The 17422-nt window shown below is 71.5% G+C and carries 18 protein-coding genes; 7 read left to right on the top strand and 11 right to left on the bottom strand.

What is annotated here, in order from left to right; genetic code table 11:
- Nucleotides 1-11: 11 nt before the first annotated feature.
- Both ACGFX9_RS12675 and ACGFX9_RS12670 read right to left on the bottom strand, forming a co-directional pair.
- Nucleotides 12-1004, bottom strand: coding sequence for a sugar ABC transporter substrate-binding protein (locus ACGFX9_RS12675; protein WP_393469225.1), 993 nt, complete (start codon nt 1002-1004; stop codon nt 12-14).
- 166 nt (nt 1005-1170) lie between these two features.
- The gene (locus tag ACGFX9_RS12670) at nt 1171-1920 is read right to left on the bottom strand and encodes a GntR family transcriptional regulator (RefSeq protein ID WP_393470448.1); all 750 of its coding nucleotides are present in this window, start codon (nt 1918-1920) and stop codon (nt 1171-1173) included.
- Between the two features lie 128 nt (nt 1921-2048).
- Here ACGFX9_RS12670 and ACGFX9_RS12665 point away from each other — a divergent pair, with 128 nt between their 5' ends.
- The gene (locus ACGFX9_RS12665) at nt 2049-3125 is read left to right on the top strand and encodes a Gfo/Idh/MocA family oxidoreductase (RefSeq protein WP_393469222.1); all 1077 of its coding nucleotides are present in this window, start codon (nt 2049-2051) and stop codon (nt 3123-3125) included.
- 39 nt (nt 3126-3164) lie between these two features.
- On the opposite strand, the gene ACGFX9_RS12660 is transcribed toward ACGFX9_RS12665, so the two are convergent.
- Together ACGFX9_RS12660 and ACGFX9_RS12655 are read right to left on the bottom strand one after the other, a co-directional pair.
- Nucleotides 3165-3836, bottom strand: coding sequence for a response regulator (locus ACGFX9_RS12660; RefSeq protein ID WP_393469219.1), 672 nt, complete (start codon nt 3834-3836; stop codon nt 3165-3167).
- Between the two features lie 52 nt (nt 3837-3888).
- Nucleotides 3889-5136 (bottom strand): sensor histidine kinase, encoded by a 1248-nt coding sequence (locus tag ACGFX9_RS12655; protein ID WP_393469216.1) that lies wholly within the window; start codon nt 5134-5136, stop codon nt 3889-3891.
- Nucleotides 5137-5295: 159 nt separating this feature from the next.
- Between ACGFX9_RS12655 and ACGFX9_RS12650 the strand changes: the two genes are divergently transcribed.
- The gene (locus ACGFX9_RS12650; RefSeq protein WP_393469213.1) at nt 5296-5520 is read left to right on the top strand and encodes a hypothetical protein; all 225 of its coding nucleotides are present in this window, start codon (nt 5296-5298) and stop codon (nt 5518-5520) included.
- Nucleotides 5521-5529: 9 nt separating this feature from the next.
- Here the strand turns inward: ACGFX9_RS12650 and ACGFX9_RS12645 are convergent, their stop codons facing one another.
- From ACGFX9_RS12645 to ACGFX9_RS12635, 3 genes are all read right to left on the bottom strand, one after another.
- Nucleotides 5530-5949: a ribonuclease domain-containing protein gene (locus tag ACGFX9_RS12645; RefSeq protein ID WP_393469210.1), complete on the bottom strand. Its 420-nt coding sequence runs from the start codon at nt 5947-5949 to the stop codon at nt 5530-5532.
- A 64-nt stretch (nt 5950-6013) separates the two neighbouring features.
- Nucleotides 6014-6418 (bottom strand): hypothetical protein, encoded by a 405-nt coding sequence (locus ACGFX9_RS12640; protein ID WP_393469207.1) that lies wholly within the window; start codon nt 6416-6418, stop codon nt 6014-6016.
- 33 nt (nt 6419-6451) lie between these two features.
- Complete coding sequence (locus ACGFX9_RS12635) at nt 6452-7357, bottom strand: DMT family transporter (RefSeq protein ID WP_393469204.1); 906 nt, start codon at nt 7355-7357, stop codon at nt 6452-6454.
- Nucleotides 7358-7625: 268 nt separating this feature from the next.
- Between ACGFX9_RS12635 and ACGFX9_RS12630 the strand changes: the two genes are divergently transcribed.
- Entirely contained in the window at nt 7626-8366 is a 741-nt protein-coding gene (locus ACGFX9_RS12630) for an SDR family NAD(P)-dependent oxidoreductase (RefSeq protein ID WP_393469200.1), read from the top strand.
- A 69-nt stretch (nt 8367-8435) separates the two neighbouring features.
- On the opposite strand, the gene alc is transcribed toward ACGFX9_RS12630, so the two are convergent.
- The gene (gene alc, locus ACGFX9_RS12625) at nt 8436-9566 is read right to left on the bottom strand and encodes an allantoicase (protein ID WP_393469197.1); all 1131 of its coding nucleotides are present in this window, start codon (nt 9564-9566) and stop codon (nt 8436-8438) included.
- 5 nt (nt 9567-9571) lie between these two features.
- Complete coding sequence (gene allB / locus ACGFX9_RS12620) at nt 9572-10906, bottom strand: allantoinase AllB (RefSeq protein ID WP_393469194.1); 1335 nt, start codon at nt 10904-10906, stop codon at nt 9572-9574.
- Between the two features lie 384 nt (nt 10907-11290).
- On the opposite strand from allB, the gene ACGFX9_RS12615 reads away from it, so the two are divergent.
- Both ACGFX9_RS12615 and ACGFX9_RS12610 read left to right on the top strand, forming a co-directional pair.
- On the top strand, nt 11291-12106 hold the full coding sequence (locus tag ACGFX9_RS12615; protein WP_363308903.1) for an IclR family transcriptional regulator: 816 nt from the start codon (nt 11291-11293) through the stop codon (nt 12104-12106).
- A gap of 194 nt (nt 12107-12300) precedes the next feature.
- Entirely contained in the window at nt 12301-13524 is a 1224-nt protein-coding gene (locus tag ACGFX9_RS12610) for a low temperature requirement protein A (protein WP_393470445.1), read from the top strand.
- A gap of 30 nt (nt 13525-13554) precedes the next feature.
- Here the strand turns inward: ACGFX9_RS12610 and ACGFX9_RS12605 are convergent, their stop codons facing one another.
- Nucleotides 13555-14208, bottom strand: a complete 654-nt coding sequence (locus ACGFX9_RS12605) for a response regulator (protein ID WP_393469191.1) — start codon at nt 14206-14208, stop codon at nt 13555-13557.
- Nucleotides 14205-15455 carry a sensor histidine kinase gene (locus ACGFX9_RS12600; protein ID WP_393470442.1) on the bottom strand — a complete coding sequence of 417 codons (1251 nt, stop codon included), beginning with the start codon at nt 15453-15455 and terminating at the stop codon, nt 14205-14207. Before ACGFX9_RS12600 ends, ACGFX9_RS12605 begins: the two co-directional genes overlap by 4 nt.
- Before the next feature lie 156 nt (nt 15456-15611).
- Here ACGFX9_RS12600 and ACGFX9_RS12595 point away from each other — a divergent pair, with 156 nt between their 5' ends.
- On the top strand, nt 15612-16697 hold the full coding sequence (locus ACGFX9_RS12595; RefSeq protein ID WP_393469188.1) for an ABC transporter permease: 1086 nt from the start codon (nt 15612-15614) through the stop codon (nt 16695-16697).
- Nucleotides 16694-17398, top strand: coding sequence for an ABC transporter ATP-binding protein (locus ACGFX9_RS12590; protein ID WP_393469186.1), 705 nt, complete (start codon nt 16694-16696; stop codon nt 17396-17398). The genes ACGFX9_RS12595 and ACGFX9_RS12590 overlap by 4 nt, the downstream gene beginning before the upstream one ends.
- Nucleotides 17399-17422 lie beyond the last annotated feature (24 nt).

Below are 17422 nucleotides of genomic sequence, written 5' to 3'. Positions count from 1 at the left end.
CACGCATGTGTTCATCGGGTGCCGCGGGCGGTGTACTTCTCGAGCTTCGGCACGTCCTTCTCGGTGACGATCGCGGGTCCTGTGAGGACCGGCTTGCCGCCGCCCAGGACGTTCGCGTTGGTCTTGTAGAGCCACAGTTCGTCGATGGCGAGGTAGCCCTGGAGGTAGGGCTGCTGGTCGACGGCGAAGCCGACCTCCTTGGCCTTGAGGCGCTTGACGACCTCGGCGTTGAGGTCGAAGGTGGCGACCTCGGCGTCGCTCTTCGCGTCCTCCTTGGCCTTCACCGAGAGGGCGGCGATGGGCGCGCCGAGAGTGACCACCGCGTCGATGTCCTTGGTCGCCTGGAGTTTCGCACTGATGGAGGACTGGGCGCCCGGCGCGTTGGTGCCCTCGACGTTGAGGTTCTCGACGGAGCCCTTGAAGGTCTTCTTCACGCCGGCGCAGCGCTGTTCCAGCGAGACGTTGCCCTGTTCGTGGATGACGCAGAGCACCTTCTTCTTGCCGCGCTTCGCCAGCTCCTCGCCGACGGCCTCGCCCGCCACGGACTCGTCCTGCCCGATGTGGCTCAGGGCGCCGAAGTCGGCGGAGAACTCGCCGCCGGAGTTGATCGTGACGACCGGGATCCCGGCGGCTTCGGCCTTGCCGAGGACCGTCTTCATCGCCTCGGGCTTGGCCAGGGTGACGACGATGCCGTCGACGTGCTTGTCGATCGCCGACTGGACCAGTTCGGCCTGCCCCTTGGCCTCCTTGTCGTTGGAGTAGAGGAAGTCGACGTTGTCCTTGCGGGCCGCCTGCTTGGCGCCGCTCTGGACGATGTCCCAGAAGGTGTCGCCCTCTCCGGAGTGCGTGACCATCGCGATCTTGAGGCGGGGCGTGTCGACGCCCTTGCCGCCTCCCCCACCGCCGCCCGACTTGTCCTCGTCGTCCTTGCCGCCGGATCCGCTGCAGCCGGCGGCGAGCGCGATGACGGCTATGAGGGCCGTTGCCGTGCGAGCTGTGCGCATGGTGGGACCACCTCTTCTCCCGGCCGCCGGAGTGCGGCTGGAGGAGTTCTAGCGGCGGGGGCGCGGCAGCGTCAATGACTTTGTCAGAACATTCTGACGACCGTTGGTGAGTTGGTATCTACGGTGCTGTTCGCGAAGGCGCCTACAGCCCTACCTACAGCCCTGCCTACGGCCGTACGAGGAGCTGGAACTCGAAGGAGTAGCGCGCGGCCCGGTAGATGTGCGAGCCGAACTCGACCGCGCGGCCCGTGTCGTCGAAGGTCGTGCGCTGCATCGTGAGCAGCGGGGCCCCGGCGGCCTCGCCGAGCTGCCGGCCCTCCTCCGCGGTGGCGGCGCGGGCGCCCACGGACTGGCGGGCGCTGTGCAGGGTGATGCCCGCGGCCCGCATCAGACGGTAGAGGCCGGTGGCTTCGAGGGGCGCGGTGTCGAGGGCGAGGAGCCCTGCCGGGATGTGATTGCGCAGGCACGCCATGGGCTCCCCGTGGGCAAGCCGGAGCCGCTCGACCAGGTGCACCTCCTCGCCCTCCGCGACGCCGAGCCTGGCCGCGACCTCGGCGGAGGCGGGCTCGACGGTGTTGCGCAGGACGCGGGTCTGGGGTCGTTGCCCGGCGGCTTCCAGGTCGTCGTAGAGGCTGCTGAGTTCCAGCGGGCGCTTGACCTGGCTGTGCACGACCTGGGTGCCGACGCCCCTGCGGCGCACGAGCAGCCCCTTGTCGACGAGCGACTGGATTGCCTGGCGGACGGTGGGCCGGGAAAGACCGAGCCGCCCGGCCAGCTCGATCTCGTTGCCGAGCAGGGTGCCGGGCGTCAGGGCACCGCGCTCGATCGCCGCCTCCAGCTGCTGGGACAGCTGGAAGTACAGCGGGACCGGGCTGCTGCGGTCGACGCCGAGCTGGAGGGAGACGGTCGGGTCCACGACTGGTCTGGCGGCTGATTTGGGCACGGGGTGAGCGTAGTCGCAGGGAATGATGACGGGAAGTTCTGAAGTTCTGTTGTCCGGACAAAGGATTGACAGGATCGCGAGGCGTGGCGAGGCTGGGGACCATGCGCATCGGACTGATCGGAACGGGCCGTATCGGCACATTTCACTCCATGGCTCTTCAGCGGCATCCCGAGGTGGATTCCCTGGTCGTGGCCGACGCCGACGCCGGGCGTGCGGCCAAGCTCGCGGCGCGGATCGGGGCGGCTTCGGTGCCTTCGGTGGACGACGTCTTCACGGGCGGCGGCTTCACGGGGGGTGGCTTCACGGGGAGTGGCACGGGTGGCGGCCGGTCCGGGGGCGGACGGACGGGGCCCGTGGACGCCGTCGTCATCACCGCGGCGACCTCCGCGCACGCCGAGCTGATCGGCCGAGCGGCGCGGGCCGGGCTTCCGGTCTTCTGCGAGAAGCCCATCGCCCTCGACCTGCCCGGCACCCTCGCCGCGCTCCGGGAGGTCGAGTCCGCCGGCACGGTGCTCCAACTCGGCTTCCAGCGGCGGTTCGACGCCGGGTACGTGGCGGCGCGCGAGGCCGTGCGGTCGGGGCGGCTCGGGCGGCTGCACACGGTCCGGGCGATCACCGCCGACCCGGCGCCGCCGCCGGCCGCGTACCTCCCGCTCTCCGGTGGCCTCTACCGCGACTGCCTGGTCCACGACTTCGACATGCTGCGGTGGGTGACGGGCCGTGAGGTGACGGAGGTGTACGCGACCGGGTCGGACGCCGGGCCCGCGATGTTTCGCGAGGCGGACGACGTGGACACGGCCGCGGCGGTCCTCACCCTCGACGACGGCACGCTCGCCACGGCGACGGCCACGCGGTGCAACGGCGCGGGCTACGACGTGCGGATGGAACTGGCCGGAGAGGACGACCAGATCGCGGTCGGCCTCGACGACCGCACGCCCCTGTCCTCCGTGGAACCGGCGGGACCCCCGCCGCCCGAGAAGCCCTGGCCGGGCTTCCTGGAGAGGTTCACTCCCGCGTACGAGGCGGAGCTGGCCGCGTTCATCGATGTCGTACGGGGAGAGCGGGCCAATCCGTGCGACGGGCGGGAGGCGCTTGCGGCGCTGCGGATCGCGGAGGCGTGCGAACTGTCGCGGCGGGAGCGGCGGGCGGTGCGTCTCTCGGAGGTCGACGGGGGTTGAGGCCCCCGGCGTTCGGCCGCCCGGAGGGTTACGGAGGGGCTACTCCACCTCGTCGAGAAAGCCCGCGTCGTGCGCCAACAGGGCGATCTGCACCCGGTTGTTGAGGTCCAGCTTCGTCAGGACCCGTGAGACGTGCGCCTTCACCGTGGCCACGCTCAAGTAGAGCTGCGCCGCGATGTCCGCGTTCGACGCGCCGCGCCCCACCGCGACCGCCACCTCGCGCTCCCGTTCCCCGAGGAGCGCGAGGCGCTCCAACGCCCTTTGCCTGCGCCCCTGTTGCGGGTCCACCCCCGTCACCCGCGTGATCAACTGCTGCGTCACTGTCGGGGAGAGCACCGGCTCCCCCGCCGCCACCGCCCTCACCGCCGCGACGATCTCGGCGGGCGGGGTGTCCTTGAGCACGAATCCGGCCGCCCCGGCCCGCAGGGCCCGCAGCACCTGTTCGTCGGCGTGGAACGTCGTGAGGACGATGACCTCGGGCGCGTCGGGGCGCCCCCGCAGGGCCTCCGTCGCCGCGAGACCGTCCATCGTGGGCATGCGGATGTCCATCAGGACGACGTCGGGGCGCAGTTCGGCGACGAGCCCGGCGACCTGCGTGCCGTCGGCCGCCTCACCCACGATCTCGATGTCGTCCGCGCCGCCCATCATGAACGACAGGCCCGCGCGGACCAGCGGGTCGTCGTCGACGAGCAGCAGCTTGATGGGGTTCATGCGGCCTACCGTATCCGGCGGCAAGTCGTCCGCGCCGGGTGCGTACGAGCCGTCAGCGCACCCACGGCAGCCAGGCGCTGACCTCGAACCCCCCGTCCGCAGACGCACCGTGCCGCAGCCGTCCGCCGGCCAGCGTGGCCCGCTCGGTGAGGCCGATCAGGCCCTGGCCCGAGCCCTGCACGTGCGGCACATCGCCGGGGGGCGCCGGATTGCGTACGACCACGGACAGGCCGTCGCCGGGCTGCCCGGAGACGACGACGGTCACCTCGGCGCCGGGGGCGTGTTTGCGGGCGTTGGTCAGGCCTTCCTGGGCGATGCGGTAGGCGGTGCGGCCGATCGCCGCGGGCACCGCCTCGGTGTCGTTCACGCGCTGGTCGAGCGCGACCTTCATGTCCGCGTCCCGTGACTCGGCGACCAGGGTCTCCAGGGCGGCGAGAGTCGGCTGCGGGCGGCCGGATGCCTCGCCGTCGCCGCCGCGCAGCACGCCGATCACCTGGCGCAGGTCCTGGAGCGCTTCGTGCGCGCTCTCCCGGATGACGCCGGAGGCGCGGGCGATCTCGTCGCGGGGGGCGTCGGGGCGGAACTCCAGGGCGCCCGCGTGCACGCTGAGGAGGGTGAGGCGGTGCGCGAGCACGTCGTGCATCTCGCGGGCGATGTCCTCGCGGGCCAGGCGCTGGGCCTTCTCGGCGCGCAGCGCGGCCTCGTTCTCTGCGCGGATCGCGCGGTCGCGCAGGCTCAGCAGGAGATGGCGCCGTGAGCGGACGAACATGCCCCAGCCGATGACGGCGGCGCTGAGCAGCCCGCTGAGGACGACGGAGACGAGGTAGGAGAGGTCGGGGTCGGGCCGCAGCCAGTAGACGAACGGCAGCACGATGATCGAGAGGCCGCCGATCCAGCCGACGTACCGGAAGGGACGGTGTACGGCGAGGGTGAACAGCGCCACCGCCGCCGCGCCTCCCGCGGTCTCGGAGACGACGCCCACCGGCACCATGGCGATGGCGAGGCCCACCGGCCAGCGCCTGCGCAGCCAGACGGCCGCGCACGCGAGCGCCCCGATCACCTGGTCGAATTCCGCGAAGCCCGGCGACACGTTCGGGTTGTCGCCCACCGTCTCGGCGCCCACCATGCCGATGACGACGGCCACGAAGAAGCAGGCGAAGTCGACGAGCCAGTCGCGCACGGTCCGCCGGGGCGCGCGCCGCCCGGCCGCCCGGTCCGGGTCGAACTCGGCGGCGATGGCCGACGGCAGGGCCCATGGTCGCTTTGCCAGAGGTGCCGACGGAGGCTCGTTGCCGCTCATGGTCGACAAATCTACGCACTGTACGGGGCTTCGGTCGCGCCGCGGACATGATCGTCTACCAAAGTCGCGCCTCCGCAGACTTTGGGAGGGGGCAGGGAGGAAGAGGCCTCGCCCCGTGGCCGATGTGCGTGGGGGGTCCATGGGGCGAGGCTCTTCGGTATGAAGCAGGTACTTGAGGCCTTCGGCGTCCTTCTCCTGATCCAGGGTGTGGCCACCCTGGTGCACGAACTGACCGGCCGGCTGAGCGGCTGGGGCATCGTGCGGCGGATCGGGTTCCTCGACGGCTACGAGGTCTACGCGGGCGTCACGCTGGTCGTGCTCGCGTTCGCGCTGTTCGCCGCCGCCGGGAGCCGGAAGGCCAAAAAGCCCCGCTGGACCCGCTGAAACCGTGCGTCAGCAGGAGTGGTCGACCAGGTCGAAGGACTCGTAGTGGTCGGCGGTGTAGTAGTCCTCCTGGTTCTCCTCACCGGTCACGATGCGGCGCGCGCCGCGGTCCGGTGAGCCGGGGGTGACCACGGTGTACTCGTGGTAGTAGCCGGAGCTCTGCGAGGGCAGCACGCTTTCCCTGTTCTGGAAGACGGTGCCGTCCTGCGGATACGGGTAGGGGCCGCCCGCCTTGATCAGGTCCAGGGTGTCGTGCGCCTGGGCGGGCAGCGCGGAGTAGCAGATGTCGCCGACTGCCGCGACGGAGTACGCCGTCGACGCGGGGGCGGGAGCCGGGGCCGCCGCGCTCGCGGAGGCGGCGACGGGGCCGCCGATGAGCAGGGCGGCGGCCAGAGCGGTGACGCTGACGATTCGTGGGGGGATTCGCATGGGACCAGTGTGACGCGCGTAGAGGTTGGCGTGTCAACGCCAAGTGCGGTGAATTTTCCGGGAGTTAACCTTCCTTGGCCGCCGCGCGAGCCTTCTTCTCCGCCGCCAGGCGATGCTCCGCCATGTACTCCCGCATCCGCAGGCTGGTGGACCCGCTGGTGTAGAGCGCCACGCCCACGACCGACAGCGGCACAGAAAGCCCCAGCCAGCCCAGCATCTCGGGCCACCGGCGCTGCGCGCGGCAGTCGTCCCACGTGGCGTCCTGCCACGTGGGCGCGTCCCCCTCGTAGAAGAGCACCGACTGGCACTTGCGGCTGCTGGAGGAGCCGTCGTCCCCGTCGCTGAACGGCACCATCAGCTGCCAGGCGAGCACGACCCAGATGACGCCCGCCGCGGCGAACAGCACGCCGCCCCACGCGCGGCGCTTCGACGCGCTCGTGCCGAAGTCCTGCTCGAAGTACTCATTCATGGGCTCCCCCTCGTTGATCGACCACGGAAGGTATCACCGCGCCCCGCGCCCCCAACTGGTCCCCACCAGAACCAGCACACCCCCCACCAGACCCACCACTCCCAGCCGTTCGCCGCCCAGCGCGATCCCCACCGCCGCCGCCCACAGCGGTTCCGTGCCGAGCAGCAGACTCACCCGTGACGGGGACGTTTCGCGCACCGCCCACATCTGGACGAAGAAGGCGAGCAGCGTGCAGAACACGGAGAGGAAGAGCAGCCCTGCCCACTCGCGCGCACCGAAGTCGGCGGCGACAGACCAGGGAGTCTCCCCCGTGCCGGCGGCGGCGAGAACCGCGAACACGGCTACCGCGGACCCCAGTTGGACGGTCGTGAGCGGGAGCGCGTCAGCGTCCTGCACGGCCTTGATGCGCGACATCGCAAGGACGTGCACCGTGCGTGCGAGCGCCGCGAGCAGGATCAGGCCGTCCCCGAGCGAGGGCCGCGTGAAGCCGCCGCCCTGGGTCAGCAGGACCACGCCGAGCACGGAGAGCCCGGCCGCCGCGAGGAACGCACCCGGCGGCCTCTTCCGCGTCACGGCGGCCTCGGCGAGCGGCGTGAAGATCATGGTGAGGCTGATGATGAGGCCCGCGTTGGTCGCCGAGGTGTGGACGACCCCGTACGTCTCCAGGAGGAAGATCCCGCTCAGGATCAGCCCGAGCACGGCTGCCCCGCGCCACTGCGCCCCTGTCAGCGCGCGCAGGCCGCGAAGGCCGGCCACCACGAGCGCGGGCAGCACGACGGCGAACCGCAGCACCAGGACGGCGATGACCGTGTGCGTCGTGGTGATGCCCTTGGCCGCCAGGTAGCTGGCCCCCCAGACCACGGCCACGAGCAGGACGGGCAGGTCGGTGAGCCAGGCGCGGCGTGCCGCGGGCGTGGCTGGGGTGGCGAGCGTCGTCACGGGGCGCGGTCTCCAACGGATGCGGCGGTGTGGAGACTTCGGCGGCTCTCACGTGGGTCGATCACCGTATCCGGCACGGATCGCGCCGGGAAGGGACGGTCGCGGCCGTCTCACGGTGCGGGCCGGGGTGGCGGCCGGGAGCCGATGCCCGCCCCCGGAGAGCGGTGTCCATTTCCCGCCAGCCCCGGCGCCCGCCGCCCGCTTTTATTGAACCCACAAGCACTTCTCACGCATTACGCAACATAACCACGCGAATGAGGTTCAAGAAATGTCTTCTCTCACCGGCAAGACCGCTCTCGTCACCGGCGGCAGCCGCGGCATGGGCGCGGCGATCGCCCTGCGGCTCGCTCAGTTGGGTGCGGATGTCGCGATCACGTACGTCAAGGAGGAGGCCGCGGCTCTCGACGTGGTCGCCAAGATCGAGTCGGCGGGGCGGCGCGGGTTCGCCATCAAGGCCAACGCCGCGGACCCCGGGGACGCCGCGGGCGCGGTGGAGCGGGCGGCGGACGATCTGGGCCGCCTGGACATCCTGGTGAACAACGCGGGCATCGGAGTCCTCGGCCCCATCGGGGACTTGGCGCTCTCGGACGTCGACCGGGTGCTCGACATCAACGTACGTTCGGTCTTCCTGGCCTCGCAGGCCGCGGCCGGAAGGCTGGCCGACGGAGGCCGCATCATCTCCACCGGTTCGGCGCTCACCCAGTACTCCGGTGGCGGCGGCGGAACGCTGTACGCGATGAGCAAGGCGGCGCTCACCGGCATGACCAAGCCCCTGGCGCGGGAGCTCGCCGGGCGCGGGATCACCGTGAACGTGGTGCACCCGGGCGCGATCGACACGGACATGAACCCGGCCGACGGGCCGTTCGCCGAGCCCCAGAAGGCGGGGACGGCGCTCGCCCGCTTCGGCTCCGCGGACGAGGTGGCCTCGCTCGTCGCCTATCTCGCATCGGAGGACGCCGCGTTCATCACGGGCGCGGAGCTCGTGGTCGACGGCGGGTACACCGCGTAAGCACCATACGAATATGGGGCGCACCGGGTCTTTCCACCCGGTGCGCCCCATGTCCTCGGTGGGCGCGGATCAGCCGCCGAGCTCCTGGTGACGTGCCGTCAGGCGGCTCTGTCCCGCCTCGGTCAGCGAGCCGAAGAGGTGCAGGCGCGAGATGCCGCCGTCCGGGAAGATGTCGACGCGTACGTGCGTGCCGACGACCGGGGTGTCCAGGACGAAGCGGTGGTTGGTGTCGGGCTGCAGGCGGGTGCGGGGCAGCGCCTCGACCCATTCGCCTTCCTCGCCGTCACGGACGGAGAGCGACGCCCAGCCGGCCGAGTTGCCCTTGAGGTACGCGGTGTCGATCTCGACGGTGCGGATCTCGGACTGGGCGACCAGCTGGTAGCGGATCCAGTCGTTGCCGTTGTCGCGGCGGCGGCGGGTCTCCCAGCCGTCGTCCATCTTGCGGGAGCGGCCCGGCTGGATGGTGTTGGTGGCCGGGGAGTAGAAGCGGTCGGAGGCGTCCTCGACCTGACCGCCGTTCTCCAGGGCGAGCACGTCGAACGTGCCGAGCGCGGCGAGCCACTTGGGGTCCGCGACGACCTCGCCGTACACGCGGAGGCGCGCGATGCCGCCGTCCGGGTGCTGGTTGACGCGCAGGTGCGTGAAGCGCTGCTCGACGTCGACGGCGAAGCCGTTGGCCGCGTGGCCGCCGACCGCCGTGCGGGGTACGAGAGTCGTCCACTTCACGTCGTCCGCGAGGAGTTCCTCGGGGGTCGGCGAACCCTCGACGTTCGCGCCCTCGACGGAGACGGCCTGCGGGTAGTTGCCGCGGAAGTGGGCGGTGTCGATGACGATGCCGCGTACGACGCCGGGCGCACCGAGGCGTACCAGCGCCCAGTCGTGGTCGTCGGCGGTCGGCCAGGGCTGCTCGGCGGACACACCACGGCGGCGGCGGGTCTCCCAGCCGTCCATGACCTTGCCCTTGTGCCCGAAGTGCTCCGGGTCGAAGACGGCCGGGTGCGCGAGGAGGAGGTTCTCGCGCATCGCGAAGAACTCGTCGTTGGCGGCGATCACGCCGGCGCCCAGCTGCCGGTCGGCGAGGTTGGCGTACTGGGTGAAGGGGAAGTCGGCGGTGCGGTAGTCCGCGTAGGGGTCGCCGCCGCCGTAGGGGCTCGCGTCGCCGGTGAAGACAGCCAAAGAGGGTATGCGCTGCGCCGTCACGGTGATCAGTTCTTCCTTTCAAGAAGTCGGCCTGCGGGTTCGCTGAACTCGCCGCCGTGCAGAATGCGTTCGCCGCGCAGCCAGGTGGACTTCACGACGCCGCACAGGGTCTTGCCCGCGTACGCCGTGACTCGGTTCCGGTGCTGCAGCTCCGCGGGGTCCACGGTGAAGGTCTCGTCGGGCGCGAGGACCGCGAAGTCGGCGTCGCGTCCTGCCTCGATGGCGCCCTTCTGGCCGAGTCCGGCCAGTTCGGCGGTGCGCGTGGACATCCAGCGCACCACGTCGTCGAGGCTGTGGCCGCGCTTGCGTGCCTCGGTCCAGATCGCGGGGAGGCTGAGCTGGAGGCCTGAGATGCCGCCCCACGCGGTCGCGAAGTCGTCGGTCTTGAGGTCGGCGGTGGACGGCGAGTGGTCCGTCACCACGCAGTCGATGGTGCCGTCGGCGAGCGCGGCCCAGAGCAGGTCCTGGTTGGCTGCCTCACGGATGGGCGGGCAGCACTTGAACTCGCTCGCGCCGTCCGGGACTTCCTCCGCGGTGAGCGTGAGGTAGTGCGGGCAGGTCTCGACGGTGAGCTTGACGCCGTCGCGCTTGGCGGCGGCGATCAGGGGCAGCGCGTCCGACGACGACAGGTGCAGTACGTGGACACGGGCGCCGAGCCGCTTGGCGAGTCCGATGAGCCCCTCGATCGCGACGTCCTCGGAGACGCGGGGGCGGGTGTCCAGGTAGTCCGCGTACTTGGGGCCGCTCTTGTGCGGGGCGGCGTCCAGCTCGTGCGGGTCCTCGGCGTGCACGATGAGCAGGCCGCCGAATCCGGCGATCTCCGCCATGGAGGCGGTCAGCTGCTCATGGTTCAGCTCGGGGAACTCTTCGACGCCGGAGGGCGAGAGGAAGCACTTGAAGCCGTAGACACCGGCGTCGTGGAGGGCCTTGAGGTCGCCGACGTTGTCGGGCAGGGCGCCGCCCCAGAAGCCGACGTCGATGTGCGCCTTGGTGCGGGCGACGTCCTGCTTCGTGCGCAGGTTGCCGACCGTCGTGGTCGGCGGCAGGGAGTTGAGCGGCATGTCGACGAGGGTGGTGATGCCACCGGCCGCCGCGGCGCGCGTGGCGGTCCAGAAGCCCTCCCACTCGGCGCGGCCCGGGTCGTTCACATGGACGTGCGTGTCGACGATGCCGGGCAGCACGACGTCGTCTCCGAAGTCCTCGATGCGGGCTCCTGCCGGTACGTCGGCGTCGTACGCGAGCACGGCCGCGATCTTCCCGCCGGAGACCGTGACTGTCGCGGGGCGGGTGCCCTGCGGGGTGATCACGCGAGTCGAGCGCAGCACCAGTTCTACGTCCACGTCCTCAACGCCCTCTCTTCGCTGTTGCGTTTCTTCGCTGTTCGTTCGTTCTTTTCCGCTACACAGACCATTCGATTCCGCTAAACGGAATTCAACGTTCTGTTGAATGAGTCTTCACGTCCGATCCCGAGCCGTCAAGAGGTCACCCGCAGCGCCCTGGACGTTTCCACAAAGTGGAATTAGAATTCCGCACAACAGAACGTAGCTACGCACAAGCGGACCGTCGAACGATCACCGGGCGTGCCCGCGAAGAAGCGGACAAAGCCTCCCTGACCGTCCTGGGAGCGGGCCCTGACCGGCGAAGACGCCAGGACGGTCAAGGGTCCTCGCGGGAACCGCCCGGTAGGCTGCTGCCTTGCCCGTCAGCCCCGAAAGGACTGCGCCGTGCCGACGTCAAGCGCCAGCGACGCCTTCACCGAAGTCGCCGCCTCCAAGCCGCCCGCTGCCAGCGGTGGTGTCCAGTCCCTTGAGCGCGCCTTCGACCTCCTCGAACGGATGGCGGACGCGGGAGGCGAGGTCGGCCTGAGCGAGCTCTCCGCCAGCAGCGGCCTTCCGCTGCCCACGATCCACCGTCTGATGCGCACGCTGGTCGCCTGCGGCTACGTACGCCAGCAGCCCAACCGCCGCTACTCGCTGGGCCCGCGCCTGATCCGCCTCGGCGAGTCGGCCTCACGCCTCCTCGGCACCTGGGCCCGCCCCTACCTCGCCCGCCTGGTCGAGGAGACCGGCGAGACGGCGAACATGGCGCTGCTCGACGGCGACGAGATCGTGTACGTGGCGCAGGTGCCGTCCAAGCACTCCATGCGGATGTTCACCGAGGTGGGCCGCCGGGTGCTGCCCCACTCCACGGGCGTCGGCAAGGCACTGCTCGCCCACACTCCTCCGGAGGAGGTACGGGCGCTGCTCGCGCGCACCGGGATGCCCGCCGCCACCGAGAAGACGATCACCACGCCCGAGGGTTTCCTCGACGCGCTGGAAGTGGTCCGCGGCGCGGGCTACGCGGTCGACGACAACGAACAGGAGATCGGGGTGCGCTGCCTCGCGGTGTCGGTCCCCAACTCCCCCACGGCGGCTGCCATCTCGATCTCAGGACCGGCGGGCCGCGTGACGGAGGCGGCGGTGGAGAAGATCGTGCCGGTGCTGCAGGAGGTGGCGGTGGAGCTCTCCGCGGCGCTGGCCAGTTCGGGTCCTGCGGCTTAGTCCCGCCGGGTAGCCCCGAGTTCGTCCTCGAACTCCCCCAGGCTCTCAAAGAGCAGGGGGAGCCCCACGACGGGCCGGAGACCGCGCGGCGCCCGCCGGTCAGTGCTGCCGCATCGGGCATCATGCGGCGCATGAGTGACTCCCAAGCAACCAGCGCCGCCGGCGGGAGCGGACTGTCGCACCGCCTGGTACCGATGACCGGCCGTGACCCGGAGGAACACGGCCGGGTCTCCTCGCCGCTGGAGCTGCTGTTCGACCTGACCTTTGTGGTCGCGGTCGGCACCGCGGCATCCCAGTTCGCCGAGATGCTCGCCGAAGGCCACGCCATCCAGGCGATCACCGCGTTCGTCCTCGCGATGTTCGCCATCAGCGTCGCCTGGATCAGCTTCAGCTGGTTCGCCTCCGCCTTCGCCACCGACGACTGGCTCTACCGCGCCCTGACGATGCTCCAGATGATCGGCGTCGTCGTGTTCTCCCTCGGCCTCCCCGCGATGTTCCACTCCCTCGAAGAGGGCGACCACCTCGAACTGCGGGCGATGGTGATCGGATACGTCGTGATGCGGATCGCGATGGTGGCGCAGTGGTGGCGCGCCGGCCGGGAGTCTCCGCCCTTCCGCAAGGTCGGGACGGCCAACATCCGCTGGACCATGATCGCCCAGGCCGGATGGATCGTCGTCGCTTTCACCGAGCTGCCGCTCGCCGCCGTACTGGCCGCGTTCGTCGTGCTCGGGGTGCTGGAACTGGCACTGCCGCTCCTCACCCAGGGCGGCGCGGGAGGGACTCCCTGGCATCCCCACCATGTCGCCGAGCGCTACGGCCTGTTCGCCATCATCACCCTCGGCGAAGGGGTCGTCGGCACCATCGCCTCGTCCGGCGAACTCCTGGGCGGCGCGGACGGAACGCGGTGGGGCGCGAACGCCGTCGCCATCGTCGTGGCCGGAGTCGGCCTGACCTTCGGCATGTGGTGGGTGTACTTCACCACCCCCTTCGGCGACATCCTCACCCACCGCCGCAACCGCGGATACCTCTTCGGCTACGGACACATCCCCCTCTACATCGGCATCGCCGGAGCGGGCGCCGGACTACACGTGGCAGGCCTGCGCCTGGAGCACCACACGAAGATCGGCGACGCAGCCGTCGTCCTGTCCCTTGCCCTCCCCGTCGGCCTCTACCTGCTGATGGTCTATCTCCTGCACACCCTGCTGCTCTCCACCGCGGACCGCTTCCACCTCCTGCTCATCGGCCTCACGCTCGCCGTGCTCGCCGCGGCGGTCCTGCTGTCCGCGGCCGGTGTCGCGATCGCCGTGTGCCTGCTCATCGTCATGCTCGCCCCCTTCGTCACCGTGATCGGCTACGAGACGATCGGCCACCGGCACCAACAGCAGATGCTGGACGGCATCGCCACGCGGGATCACTGACACGACGGTGCCGACGTCCGGGACGGGCCCTTATCCCGCGCCGCCTCGGATCAGCCCCCGCGCCGTCGCCACCGCCACCGCCGCCGTGCGCGAATCGACGCCCAACTTCGCGTAGATGTGCACCAGATGGGACTTCACGGTGGCCTGGCTCAGGAAGAGCCGCTTGCTGATCTGCAGGTTGGAAAGGCCCTCCCGGACCAGTCTGAGCACCTCCAACTCCCGCCCCGTCAGCGCCTCCCCGGGCGCCCGCATGCGGTCCATCAGCCGGTGCGCGATGGCCGGGGCGAGCGCGGACCTGCCCGCGGCGGCGGTCCGCACCGCCGCCGCCAGCTCCTCCGGAGGCGCGTCCTTCAGGAGGTAGCCCGCCGCCCCCGCCTCGACCGCCGCGAGGATGTCCGCGTCGGTGTCGTACGTCGTCAGGACGAGCACACGCGGCGCCCCCTCCGCCGCGGTGATCGCCGCCGTGGCCTGCGCGCCGTGCATCCCCGCACCGAACTGCAGATCCATCAGTACGACGTCGAAACCGCCCTCCGCGGCGAGCGAGACCGCCGCCTCGGCCGTCGCCGCCTCCGCCACGACGGCGAAGTCGGGCTCGGTGTCGAGCACGGCCCGCAGCCCGGCGCGCACCACGGGGTGGTCGTCGGCGAGGAGCAGCCGGATGGGGGCGGGCGCGGCGGCGCTCACAGCGCGGCGCCCGTCGGAAGCGGCAGCGTGACCGCGACGGCAGTGCCCTGTCCCGGCGCCGACTCCACGCTCAGCGTCCCGCCAAGGGACCGGGCCCGCGCCCGCATCGCGGGCAGCCCGAACCCGCCGTCCCCGTCCCCGTCCCCGCCGCGGGGCGCCGACGCGGGGTCGAAGCCGCGCCCGTCGTCGACGACGTCCAAGGACACGGACGTGTCCATGAAGCTGAGCGTGATCTCCGCGCGCCCCGCGCCCGCGTGCTGGAACGTGTTGGCCAGGGCGGACTGGGCTGTGCGGAGCAAGGCGACCTCGTACGGGGTGGGGAGTTCGGCGGGGGTGCCGCTCACCGTGAACTGGACGTCGACGTGCGAGCCGTCCGAGCCGGGCGGTGCGGACGCGGAGAGCCGCTCGAGCGCTCCGGCCAGCGAGCCGCGCTCCAGGTCGGGCGGGCTCAGGGCACGGACGAACCGCCGCGCCTCCGCGAGGTTGTCCTGCGCTGCGGCGCGGGCCTGCTCGATGTGCGGGGCGGCGGGCGACCCGGCGGGCAGTGCGCGTTGCGCGGCGCGCAGCAGGAGCTGGATGGAGGAGAGGCCCTGGGCGAGCGTGTCGTGGATCTCGCGGGCGAGGCGCTCGCGCTCGGCGAGTGTCCCGGCGGTCCGCTCGGCGGCGGCGAGCTCGGCCCGCGTGGCCATCAGCTCGTCGATCAGCTCGCGGCGCCGTTCGCTCTCCCGGTACAGCGCCTCGTACCCAAGGACGGTGGCGACCGCCACGGCCGCGCCGAGCAGCGGTCCGATGAAGCTGCCGGGCGAGACGGGAGAGCCGTGCAGCAGGAAACTGGCGATGGCGGCAGCTGCGGTGAGGGCCACGGCGGGCAGGGCCCAGCGCACCGGCAGCAGATGCAGTTGCAGGAAGTACAGGGGGAAGGCGGCCCACAGCCCGTCCGGCGACAGCACGAGCAGGACGATCCAGCAGGCTCCGAGCACCGCGAGCCACACGGCCGCCGCGCGCCGCGAGCGGGCCACGGCCGGGCTGAGCGTGCCGCCCGCGTAGACGCCTCCCATGGCGACCACGGCCGCCACGACAGAACCACCGCGCGACCCGCCGTCGGCGACGGCCCGCACCGCGGCGAGCACGAGCAGCCCGGCGAGCAGCGCGTGCAGACAGAGCCGCAGGGCGAGGGCGACGGGGGTGGTCCGGGGCGGGGGCTCGATGGGGGTCTTGCCGGTGGGGGTCTCGCCGGAGCGGTTCATCGGAGCTGCGAAGGTCTTCATCGGATCTTCCAGCGTATGCGCAGCGACCCCGCGTCCCGTCAACCGAAAGGTTGATCACGCGCTCCCCCCTTCGATTCGGGTGAAGCGTGCTGTGGCGCGATGCCGTGCAGCCCTGCGCCGACGCAGGGTGGGGGCATGTTCGTCGCATGGAGAGACCTTCGGTTCGCCAAAGGGCGGTTCGCCCTGATGGGAGCCGTCGTCGTGCTCATCACTCTGCTCGTGGGGCTGCTTTCCGGTCTCACCGCCGGGCTCGCCAAGGAGAACACCTCCGCCATCACCGGCCTCCCGGCCGACCGCCTCGCCTTCGCCGCGCCACCCGGCGGCCAGTCCGTCTCCTTCACCAACTCCCAGGTGGACCGACGCGCCTGGGAGACCTGGGCGGCCCGCCCCGGCGTACGGTCCGCCGAACCCATCGGCATCAGCACCCTCAACGCCACCTCCGGTGACCGCTCGGCCGCCGTGTCCGCCTTCGGGGTCGAGCCGGACGCCGGGATCGCGCCGTCCGGCGTCGCGCCGGGCGAGGTCGTGCTCTCCGAGAAGGCAGCGGCGGACCTGGGCGCCGGCCCCGGGGACACGGTGCGGCTGGGCGGGAGCCGGGTCGAGGAGAGTGTGGCGCGGGTCGCGTCGGACGCCTCGTACAGCCACACGCCCGTCGTCTGGACGGCGCTCGACGACTGGCAGGCGCTCGGTCACCGGGGTACGTCGACGGCCGAGCAGGCCACGGTCATCGCGCTGCGGACCGATGCCGGGGCCGACATCGGCGCGGGCGACAAGGCGGCGGGCACGGAGTCCAGGACCCTGGACGGCGCGCTCACCGCCCTCGGCTCCTACCAGGCGGAGAACGGCTCGCTGCAGCTCATGCGCGGTTTCCTCTTCGTCATCTCCGCCCTGGTCATAGGGGCGTTCTTCACCGTGTGGACGATCCAGCGAGCCGGCGACATCGCGGTCCTGAAGGCGCTCGGCGCGTCCACGCCCTATCTCCTGCGGGACGCGCTGGGGCAGGCGGTGCTGATGCTCGCCGCGGGGACGGCCCTGGGGACAGGGATCGCCGCCGCGGCCGGTTCCGTCATCAGCGGCGGCGACGTCCCCTTCGTACTCGAACCGCGGACCATCCTGTGGCCCGCCGCCGTGCTGATCGCTCTCGGGGCGCTCGGCGCGGGCCTGTCCGTCCGGCGGATCACTTCCGTCGACCCGCTGACCGCGCTGGGAAGTGCCCGATGAGTCTGTCCCTCGAAGACATCACCCTGACGTACGCCGACGGGGAGGGGCGGCTCACGGCGCTCGACGGAGTCGGACTCGACGTCCCCGCGGGGACACTCACCGCGGTCGTCGGCCCCTCCGGCTCCGGGAAGTCCAGCCTGCTCGCGGTGGCGGCCACGCTGGTGACTCCCGACCGGGGGCGGGTGGTGGTCGGCGGTACGGAGACGGGGTCGCTGTCGGCCGCCGAGCGGGCGGAGCTTCGGCGCGGGCGGATGGGGATCGTCTTCCAGCAGCCGAATCTGCTGGCGTCCCTGACGGCGCTGGAGCAGGTGGAGCTGATGGCGCGCCTGGACGGAGCCAGGCAAGGACGCAGGCGGCGCAAGGCCGAAGTGCGGGAGCGGGCGCGGGAGTTGCTGCACACCGTAGGCATCGCTGAACTCGCACACCGGCGCCCGCACCAGCTCTCCGGCGGCCAGCGCCAACGGGTCGGCATCGCACGGGCGCTGATGAACGCACCCGCGGTGCTGCTGGTGGATGAGCCGACCAGTGCGCTGGATCATGAGCGCGGGGCGCGGGTGATGGAGCTGCTCGGGAGGCTCACGAAGGAGTGGGGCACGGCGACGGTCCTGGTCACACATGACCGGGCGCGGCTGGCTGTCGCCGACCGGGTGGTGGAGTTGGTGGACGGGAGGGTGGGGGACGCGAGCCACTGGGCGGCCTGACGCCCGGCGGCGTACCCCCGCTGC

This window comes from Streptomyces sp. NPDC048436, assembly GCF_043200355.1.
Classification (GTDB): Bacteria; Actinomycetota; Actinomycetes; order Streptomycetales; family Streptomycetaceae; genus Streptomyces.
Note: the sequence above shows the minus strand (reverse complement) of the source record. Positions and strands in the feature narration are given on the sequence as shown.

Coding starts and splice junctions, on each gene's coding strand:
- ACGFX9_RS12675 (WP_393469225.1), bottom strand. CDS start 1,004: ATGCGCACAGCTCGCACGGCAACGGCCCTCATAGCCGTCATCGCGCTC.
- ACGFX9_RS12665 (WP_393469222.1), top strand. CDS start 2,049: ATGCGCATCGGACTGATCGGAACGGGCCGTATCGGCACATTTCACTCC.
- ACGFX9_RS12660 (WP_393469219.1), bottom strand. CDS start 3,836: ATGAACCCCATCAAGCTGCTGCTCGTCGACGACGACCCGCTGGTCCGC.
- ACGFX9_RS12655 (WP_393469216.1), bottom strand. CDS start 5,136: ATGAGCGGCAACGAGCCTCCGTCGGCACCTCTGGCAAAGCGACCATGG.
- ACGFX9_RS12650 (WP_393469213.1), top strand. CDS start 5,296: ATGAAGCAGGTACTTGAGGCCTTCGGCGTCCTTCTCCTGATCCAGGGT.
- ACGFX9_RS12645 (WP_393469210.1), bottom strand. CDS start 5,949: ATGCGAATCCCCCCACGAATCGTCAGCGTCACCGCTCTGGCCGCCGCC.
- ACGFX9_RS12640 (WP_393469207.1), bottom strand. CDS start 6,418: ATGAATGAGTACTTCGAGCAGGACTTCGGCACGAGCGCGTCGAAGCGC.
- ACGFX9_RS12630 (WP_393469200.1), top strand. CDS start 7,626: ATGTCTTCTCTCACCGGCAAGACCGCTCTCGTCACCGGCGGCAGCCGC.
- ACGFX9_RS12610 (WP_393470445.1), top strand. CDS start 12,301: ATGACCGGCCGTGACCCGGAGGAACACGGCCGGGTCTCCTCGCCGCTG.
- ACGFX9_RS12600 (WP_393470442.1), bottom strand. CDS start 15,455: ATGAACCGCTCCGGCGAGACCCCCACCGGCAAGACCCCCATCGAGCCC.
- ACGFX9_RS12595 (WP_393469188.1), top strand. CDS start 15,612: ATGTTCGTCGCATGGAGAGACCTTCGGTTCGCCAAAGGGCGGTTCGCC.
- ACGFX9_RS12590 (WP_393469186.1), top strand. CDS start 16,694: ATGAGTCTGTCCCTCGAAGACATCACCCTGACGTACGCCGACGGGGAG.